Source organism: Pseudomonas sp. LAIL14HWK12:I7 (assembly GCF_000483465.1).
GTDB classification, from domain to species: Bacteria; Pseudomonadota; Gammaproteobacteria; order Pseudomonadales; family Pseudomonadaceae; genus Aquipseudomonas; species Aquipseudomonas kermanshahensis.
In genome coordinates this window covers 119455-127068 of the sequence record NZ_KI519608.1, presented here as the reverse complement: position 1 = coordinate 127068, position 7614 = coordinate 119455, and the positions used below count along the sequence as shown (strand labels likewise).

The following is a 7614-nucleotide window of genomic DNA, read 5'->3' as shown; positions in this document are numbered from 1 at the left end:
GTGTTCTGCAGCACGCTCATGTGCGGCATCAGGGCGAAGGACTGGAACACCATGCCCATTTCCTTGCGGCGCACATCGAGCAGGGCTTTATCGGACAGGCCGGTGATTTCGCGGCCGTTGAGGTGGATGCTGCCAGCAGTGGGTTCGATCAGGCGGTTGAACAGCCGCACCATGGTCGACTTGCCCGAGCCCGACAGGCCCATGATGACGAAGATCTCGCCCCGTTTGACGGAAAAGCTTGCATCGAACACGCCGACGACGTGGCCGGTCTTGCTGAAGATTTCGTTCTTGTCGGCGCCCTTGCGGAGCATCTCCATGGCCATGTTCGGGTTGGGGCCGAACACTTTGAAGATGTTGTTTACCGAAAGAATCTCATCGGCATGGCTCATACGACCCTCGTTATTATGCTTATTAACCAATCTATCAACATCGCACTGTTCGGAAGGCGGGTAGATCAGTGCGAGTACGCTTGGCAGTCCGTTCAAGAGCGAACGTGAGTCAACACCGGCACGCAGAAAGTCCTGCTTCAAAAAGTTATTCGACATCGATGTCTCAATGTCGCGCCGTGGGATTTACGTTATGCCTTGGCCCAGGGTGGGTCCAACGACATTTGCAGGGCGCTAATCATTACCTGAAGTTATCAATCAAGGCCCTAACCCGCCGCGCCCTTTGTAGGAGCAGCCTTGTGCTGCGAAGAGGCCCGCTCATACACTGGCTATGGGTGCCTGTACGGGCCCTTTCGCAGCACAAGGCTGCTCCTACACAGGACCTGAACCCTACCGACATGGTCAGACACTCTGAACCCGATCAGACCTTGATCAAGATGCCTTCGCTGCGCGCGGTCAAAGTCTTCGTTGCGGCTGCCAAGTACCAGAATTTCACGCGTGCCGCCGAGGCCCTGTGCGTCACCCAGGCCGCCGTGAGCCGGCAGATCCGTGAACTGGAAACCTACCTGGGTGCCGAACTGTTTACCCGTGTCGGCCGCGCGGTAGAGCTGACCGTGGCGGGTTCAATCTTCTTCGATGCGGTGCAGTTATCGTTCGTCAACATCTCCCAGGCGGCCGAGCGAATCCGCAGCAACATCAATCCCAAGCACGTGGTTACCCTGTGCTGCTCGCCAGCGTTTGCCGCCCTGTGGCTGGGGCCACGGATGCCGAAGTTCTTCGAGCAAAACCCGGACATCGACATCAACCTGGTGACCACCCAGAACTTCCTGTCGATGGAGCCTGGCGTACGGCCGGACATCTACATCACCAAGCTGGGCAAGATCCAGGCCGGCTACAGCTGCCACCCGCTCAACCATGATGTGGTCTACCCGGTATGCAGCCCGCAATACCTGGCACAGCACCCACAGCTGGCTACCTTGGAAGGGATTCGCGACGGCTCGCTGCTCAACCTCAGCCCCTATGGGCGCTCACAGGTGGCCGAGCACGTCGACTGGAATGTCTGGTTGGCGTTCCATGATGTCGACCTGAAGAGCCGTGCCAGCACGGCGCCGCATTTCTTCAATGCCAATGACTACAACCTGCTGGTGCAGCTTGCCCTGAGTAGCCAGGGCGTGGCATTGGGTTGGCACCACCTGGTGGGCCCACTGGTGGAGCAAGGCTTGCTGGTGCGGCCGGTCGAACAGCAGTTGGTGCTCAAGGACACCTTCCATTTCCTGGCCTTCAACGAAGACAAGGAACATGACGCCAGTTGCCGACGGTTGCGTGACTGGTTGTTGGCGGAGTTTCAACCGTTGCTGACGGCCGCCACTTAAGGCCCGGGTCACTGCACCGGCAAGAAATTCATCAACAACAGGCTTTGCGCATAATTGAGTCCGATCCGCCGATAGCGCTCGTCCAGCAGCTCTGCCAGCAAATCCAGCCGCGCCACGATCTTGCCGAACTCGACGGCGAAACTCAGGTTGCTGCCCTCCTCCGAAATCTCGTTGGAGAACAGCAACAGCACGCCGTTGGCATCCTGCCGCTGGCTAAGCATCCAGGTGGCTTTCTCGATATTGCGTGCCGCGTTATTGACGAAGAGCGGGTCGATGGTGTCCGTCATGTAGAACTCGGTGCGCCCGCCATGGGCGGTAATCAGCATGCTGCCGATGGCATAGATGAACGCGCCGACCCGGTCCCCGCGAAACTCGGGGCTCAGCGCGTAACTCAAGGCGGCAAGGTCGCGGCGATTGCCCAGTTGCGCCAAGGGTTGGCGCTGTTCGATGGCTATCCGGATCTGCCGCTCGGCCGTGGCGGCATCGACGTAGCCAGACATCTTCCACTGGTTGGGGTTGCGCAGGTACAGCTTGTTCATCAGCAGGTACAAGCTCTGCAGGTTGTCGCGCATCGACAGTGTCGCCAGGCGGTCGACACTGGTCTGGAACAGCTCGCTGGGCTTGCCGTTGCCGAACTGGCTGACGATGTCACGGCCCTGCTCTTGGGTACAGGCGCACAGGCACGTCAGGGCGCCTGCCAACAGCAGGCCGGGGACTATTCTGGAAGGGCTTGCAACCATCGGCACCGGGTCGATATTCGGCGGCCGCACCGGGGATCAGTGCAGCCTGGCCAAGCATAGAGCCCAAGAAACCGAAAAAGTGCGATGGTCACATGGCGTGACGCAACATCTCCACCACCTGCGCATGCAACGCCGGGTCACCGCAAGCCACCACACACCCGCCATGCTGCGCCGAGCTGCCATCCCAGGCCGTGATCACACCGCCCGCCCCTTCGATGATCGGCATCAAGGCCTGCATGTCATACGGCTGCAGGCTCGCCTCCACGATCACATCGACAAAGCCCGACGCCAGCATGCAATAGGCATAGCAGTCGCCGCCATAACGCATCAGCCGAGCCTTGCCGGCCACGGTCTCGAACGCTGCCTTGCGCGCTGCGGTGTCGAACATGTCCGGGGTGGTGCACATCAGCGTGGCCGAGGCCAGGTCGGCGCAGGCACGGGTTTTCAGCGGCGTGCCACTGCGCCAGGCACCTTCCGGGGTGCCGACGAAGCGTTCGCCGGTAAAGGGCTGGTTCATCACCCCTACCCGCGGACGCGTGCCATCGTTCAAGGCAATCAAGGTGCCCCACAGCGGCAAGCCGGTGATGAACGCGCGGGTACCGTCGATCGGGTCGAGTACCCAGGTCAAGGGGCTGGTGCCCACTGCCACGCCTTGCTCTTCACCCAAAATACCGTGCTCGGGATAGCGCGCCTGGATCAGCGCGCGCATGGCATCTTCAGCCGCCTTGTCGGCCACCGTCACCGGGTCGTACAACCGCCCGCCTTTGTCCTCGACGTCCAGGCTGGCACGGAAATACGGCGTGATCGCCACAGCGGCGGCATCGGCCAACTGCTCGGCAAAGGCGCGGAATTCGCCAATCTGTTCAGCACTCAGGGACATGGGGCAGGCCTCTTGAAGATGATGGAGGCCAGCATCATACCCGACAACCCGCGCCACAGCAGTCGCCTGCCATAGAAGCCATTATTATGCCACTATCGCTACTTCATTTAACCGTCACTCAATCGTTGTACTAGGATACCCATCACCTCCCGAATGCGGCCCAGGATGCGGGCCAACAGCCAGACGGGAAATTGCACCACCGGACCTCATGGACGACACGATGAATTCGCACCTGCTCTACCCACAAATCGGCAAAGTCATTGCCAGCACCGGCAGCCGCCAATTCCCGCGCATGCTGCACGACCTGATCCAGGCCCACCTGACCATCGACGCCACGCACATACGCCTGCTGCCCGTAGCCCCGGCCGGCCCTGACGCCAACGCGCCCGTGATCAACGAGACTGTATTTTCCTCGGACGTGCAGCCAAGCAGGGACTGCAGCGACCCGTCGCGTTTGCACCTGATTCGCCGCAAAGGCGACGCCCGCTACGAAATCCAGGTGCTGCGCGCTGACTCCACCTATGGCTTCTCCGCCTTCGAGCGCAACCGCCTGGACGACATCTCGCCCCTGCTGCTGCCGATGCTGGAAAAGCACATCGATGCCCTGCAACCCGCCGCCGAGCGCGCCACGCAAGAGAGCCTTGAACAGCGTTTTCTCGACCGCCTGGCGCAATCGGGGCTGAAGCTGTCCGAACGGGAGCGCCAGGTGTGCCTTGGCCTGCTGGCCGGGCATACCGCACCCGAGCAGGCCGAGCGGCTGGAGTTGAAGGTGAATACGGTCGAAAGCTATTTGCGCCGGGCGGCGATCAAGCTTGGCATCAGCGGGCGGCATTCGTTGATGCGCTGGATGTATACGGCAGTTTGATCTTGTAATCCCCGCTTGGGCACGAATCACCGTGTAGGAGCAGCCTTGTGCTGCGAAGAGGCCGGTGATAACACCGTGAATCTTCGTTGCTATTACCGGCCTCTTCGCAGCACAAGGCTGCTCCTACACGGGTTGAGGTATAGGGCACCTCAATCCCGTGCCAGCGCTTCGATCGGGTCAAGCCGGGCCGCGTTGCGCGCTGGCACAAAGCCGAACACCACCCCAATCAACGTCGAACAGGCAAACGCCATCACGATCGACGCCGGTGAGAACACCATCTCCCACTGTTTGACGAACAACTCGAACAGGTAGCCGATCCCATACGACAAGCCAATACCGACTAACCCGCCAAACAGGCAGACCATCACTGCCTCCACCAGAAACTGCTGACGAATGTCCGACTGCCGTGCCCCCACCGCCATGCGAATGCCGATTTCGCGGGTACGCTCGGTCACCGACACCAGCATGATGTTCATTACCCCGATACCGCCCACCACCAGCGAAATCACCGCGATCAGCGACAGCAGCAGGGTCAGCGAGCGGCTGGTCTTTTGCACGGTCTGCATGATGCTGTCGAGGTTATTGGTGAAAAAGTCCTTGGTGCCATGGCGTTGCAGCATCAGCTTGGTCACCTCCTCTTCGACCCGTTTGCTGGGCACGCCGTCCTTGATGCGCACGCTGATGCTGTCCAAGTGGCGTTGGCCAAGCACGCGGCCAGCAGCAGTCTCGTACGGCACCCAGATATTCAGCTGGTTGCTGGCGACGAACAGGTTCTTGTTCTCGGCGGTGACGCCGATCACCGTGCACGGCAGGTTCCCCACCAGAATCACCTGCCCCAGCGGATCTACGTTGGGGCCGAACAGGCGCTTGCGGGTGTTGTGGTCGATCACCACCACCTGGGCCTGGCGCCGTGCGTCCTCGGCACTGAACACGATACCGGCGGCCAGGGGAATGTTGCGCACCTGGAAGTAGTGTTCGCTGACGCCATTGAGCTGCACATCGACATCGAGGTTGCGGTAGCGCACCAAGGTACTTTGGCCGATCACCGGGGTGGCGCTGTCGACGTAGTACAGCGCGTTGAGCGCAGTGACGTCGGCGGGCACCAGGGTTTCGATGGTCTTCGCCCGGCTGTCTCCGAAGTTGCTGCCCGAATAGATATCGATGGTGTTGCTGCCAATTGCCTGGATGTCCTTGAGCACGTAGCCCTTGGCCCCTTCGCCGATGGCCGAGATGGACACCACCGAGGTGATGCCAATGACAATCCCGAGCATGGTCAACAAGGTGCGCATGCGGTGCGAGATCAAAGCGATCCAGGCCATCTTGAAGGCCTCGCGGAACATCCCCAGGCTAGCGACCAGGCGCCTTGCTGGCGAAGCGGCCGGTGCTGGCTCGGCCACCGGGGTGGGCATGGCTGCGGTGCCCGTGCGCCGGTCGCTGACGATTTGACCGTCGCTGACCTCGATGACCCGTTCAGCATGCGCGGCGACCTTGGGGTCGTGGGTCACCAGGATCACCGTGTGCCCGGCTGCGTGCAGCTCCAGCAGAATATTCATCACCTCTTTGCCGCTGGCCGTGTCCAGCGCACCGGTCGGCTCGTCGGCGAGGATCACCTGGCCACCGTTCATGAGCGCCCGGCAGATACTCACCCGCTGCTGCTGCCCGCCGGACAACTGGCTGGGGCGGTGTTCCAGATGCCCGGCAAGCCCCAAGCGCGTGAGCAGCTCACGTGCCCGGTCGTGGCGTTGCCCGTGCGCAGTGCCGGCATACACTGCTGGAATCTCGACGTTGTGCAGGGCATCCAGGTGCGGCAGCAGGTGGTAGCGCTGGAAGATGAAGCCAAAATGGTCGCGGCGCAGCGCCGCCAGGGCATCGTCGTCCAGCGTGCGCGTCTCTTGCCCGCCGACCTGGTAGCTGCCACTGCTGGCGTTGTCCAGGCAGCCGAGGATATTCATCAGGGTCGACTTGCCGGACCCAGAGGCGCCAATGATCGCCACCAGCTCGCCACTGTGGATCTGCAGATCGATACCCTTCAGCGCCAGGAATTCGCGGTCGCCGGCCAGAAAACTGCGGCTGACCCCCTGCAGGCGCAACAACGGCTCGCCGTTGCTGCAGGCAACGGCGCTGTGTGCGCTCAGCTCGACATTCATGTTCATGCTCACGCCCCTGCTTCGCCAGACACCGGTTCGCCGATCACTACACGGTCACCTTCGGCCAGGCCATCCTTGATCTGCACTTTGACGTTGTTGTTGATCCCCGCCTGCACGTTGCGCACCTGGGCGAAGCCCTTGGCATCGAGCACCCGCACCGGGAAGCTGCCGTCGCCATTGCGCGCGCCCAGGGCGGCCACCGGCACAGTGAGCACGCCTTCGGCCGTGTCGAGCACGATGTGCACCTGCGCGGTCATCGAGATGCGCAGGCGGTGCTCGGGGTTCGCCACCTCGAACAGGGCGTTGTAAAACACCGCACCATTGGGTTTCGTGGCGCTGCCATCGCTGTTGTCGGTGCTTTGCGCGTAGTTCTGCGGGGCCGGTTCGGTGCCGCGCAGCTTGGCGTAGTAGCGTTTGTCTTCACCGAGGATGGTGAAGTACACCGGTTGGCCTGGGCTGATGTGGATCACATCGGCTTCCGACACCTGCGCCTTGACGGTCATGGTGTCGAGGTCGGCCAGCTTGAGCAGCACGGGCGCCAGCTGGTTGGCGATCACGGTTTGCCCTTCTTGCGTGACGATGCCCACCACATGGCCGTTGATCGGTGCATTGATACGGGTGTAGCCCAGGTTGACCTTGGCCGTGTCGATCTCGACCCGGGCACTCTGGATTTGCGCATCGAGCGAGCGCACGGCGGCCTGCTGCACCTCGTATTCGGACTCGGCGTTCTCGAAGTCCTGGCGCGATACCGACTCGTCGGCCTGCAGTTCGCGATAGCGCTCATACACCCGCCTGGCCTGCTTGAGCTGGGCCAGGCTAGAACGGCGCTCGGCCTGCAATTTGTCCTCGTCGACCTCAGCCTGGCGCAAGGTATTGCGCAGCACCAGCGGGTCGATTTCGGCCAGCCACTGGCCCTCGGTGACCTTGTCACCCAGTTTGACCTTCAACGAGCGCAACTGGCCCGACACCTGGGCGCCGACGTCCACCTGTTTGATGCCCTGCAACGTACCGGTGGCCAACACGGCGTTTTCGATGTCGCCACGCTCGACCGTGGCGGTGATGTATTGCGGCGGCTTGGCCGGGGCCTGGACGGCATACAGCGTGATGCCGGCGACCAGGGCCACGGCGATGCCGAGGCTGTATTTGCGAAATCTGGACTTTTCCATGAACACTCACTATCTCTTCGGGTTCGCATGACCCGGCCCCAGTGGGGCCGGGAAGGC

General features: G+C 61.8%; 7 protein-coding genes. 2 read left to right on the top strand and 5 right to left on the bottom strand.

Translation table 11 applies throughout. The features are described from left to right. The coding region (locus tag D886_RS0126655) for an ATP-binding cassette domain-containing protein (protein WP_027596804.1) at window positions 1–389 on the bottom strand (389 nt) is incomplete at its 3' end. A gap of 395 nt (window positions 390–784) precedes the next feature. Between D886_RS0126655 and D886_RS0126650 the strand changes: the two genes are divergently transcribed. Next, on the top strand, window positions 785–1759 hold the full coding sequence (locus D886_RS0126650; protein WP_027596803.1) for a LysR family transcriptional regulator: 975 nt from the start codon (window positions 785–787) through the stop codon (window positions 1757–1759). A gap of 8 nt (window positions 1760–1767) precedes the next feature. On the opposite strand, the gene D886_RS0126645 is transcribed toward D886_RS0126650, so the two are convergent. Together D886_RS0126645 and hisN are read right to left on the bottom strand one after the other, a co-directional pair. Beyond that, entirely contained in the window at window positions 1768–2499 is a 732-nt protein-coding gene (locus D886_RS0126645) for a hypothetical protein (protein WP_027596802.1), read from the bottom strand. Between the two features lie 88 nt (window positions 2500–2587). Further along, window positions 2588–3379 (bottom strand): histidinol-phosphatase, encoded by a 792-nt coding sequence (gene hisN, locus D886_RS0126640; RefSeq protein ID WP_027596801.1) that lies wholly within the window; start codon window positions 3377–3379, stop codon window positions 2588–2590. A gap of 220 nt (window positions 3380–3599) precedes the next feature. On the opposite strand from hisN, the gene D886_RS0126635 reads away from it, so the two are divergent. Then, a complete protein-coding gene (locus tag D886_RS0126635) occupies window positions 3600–4244 on the top strand; it encodes a LuxR C-terminal-related transcriptional regulator (protein WP_027596800.1) in 645 nt (214 codons plus the stop codon). A 149-nt stretch (window positions 4245–4393) separates the two neighbouring features. On the opposite strand, the gene D886_RS0126630 is transcribed toward D886_RS0126635, so the two are convergent. Both D886_RS0126630 and macA read right to left on the bottom strand, forming a co-directional pair. Further along, a complete protein-coding gene (locus tag D886_RS0126630) occupies window positions 4394–6397 on the bottom strand; it encodes a MacB family efflux pump subunit (RefSeq protein ID WP_027596799.1) in 2004 nt (667 codons plus the stop codon). Window positions 6398–6399: 2 nt separating this feature from the next. Further along, on the bottom strand, window positions 6400–7557 hold the full coding sequence (gene macA, locus D886_RS0126625; protein WP_027596798.1) for a macrolide transporter subunit MacA: 1158 nt from the start codon (window positions 7555–7557) through the stop codon (window positions 6400–6402). Between the last annotated feature and the right edge of the window lie 57 nt (window positions 7558–7614).

Bases quoted from the DNA above. Each gene is read 5' to 3' on its own strand.
- D886_RS0126650 (WP_027596803.1), top strand. From the start codon at position 785: ATGGTCAGACACTCTGAACCCGATCAGACCTTGATCAAGATGCCTTCG.
- D886_RS0126645 (WP_027596802.1), bottom strand. From the start codon at position 2,499: ATGGTTGCAAGCCCTTCCAGAATAGTCCCCGGCCTGCTGTTGGCAGGC.
- hisN (WP_027596801.1), bottom strand. From the start codon at position 3,379: ATGTCCCTGAGTGCTGAACAGATTGGCGAATTCCGCGCCTTTGCCGAG.
- D886_RS0126635 (WP_027596800.1), top strand. From the start codon at position 3,600: ATGAATTCGCACCTGCTCTACCCACAAATCGGCAAAGTCATTGCCAGC.
- D886_RS0126630 (WP_027596799.1), bottom strand. From the start codon at position 6,397: ATGAACATGAATGTCGAGCTGAGCGCACACAGCGCCGTTGCCTGCAGC.
- macA (WP_027596798.1), bottom strand. From the start codon at position 7,557: ATGGAAAAGTCCAGATTTCGCAAATACAGCCTCGGCATCGCCGTGGCC.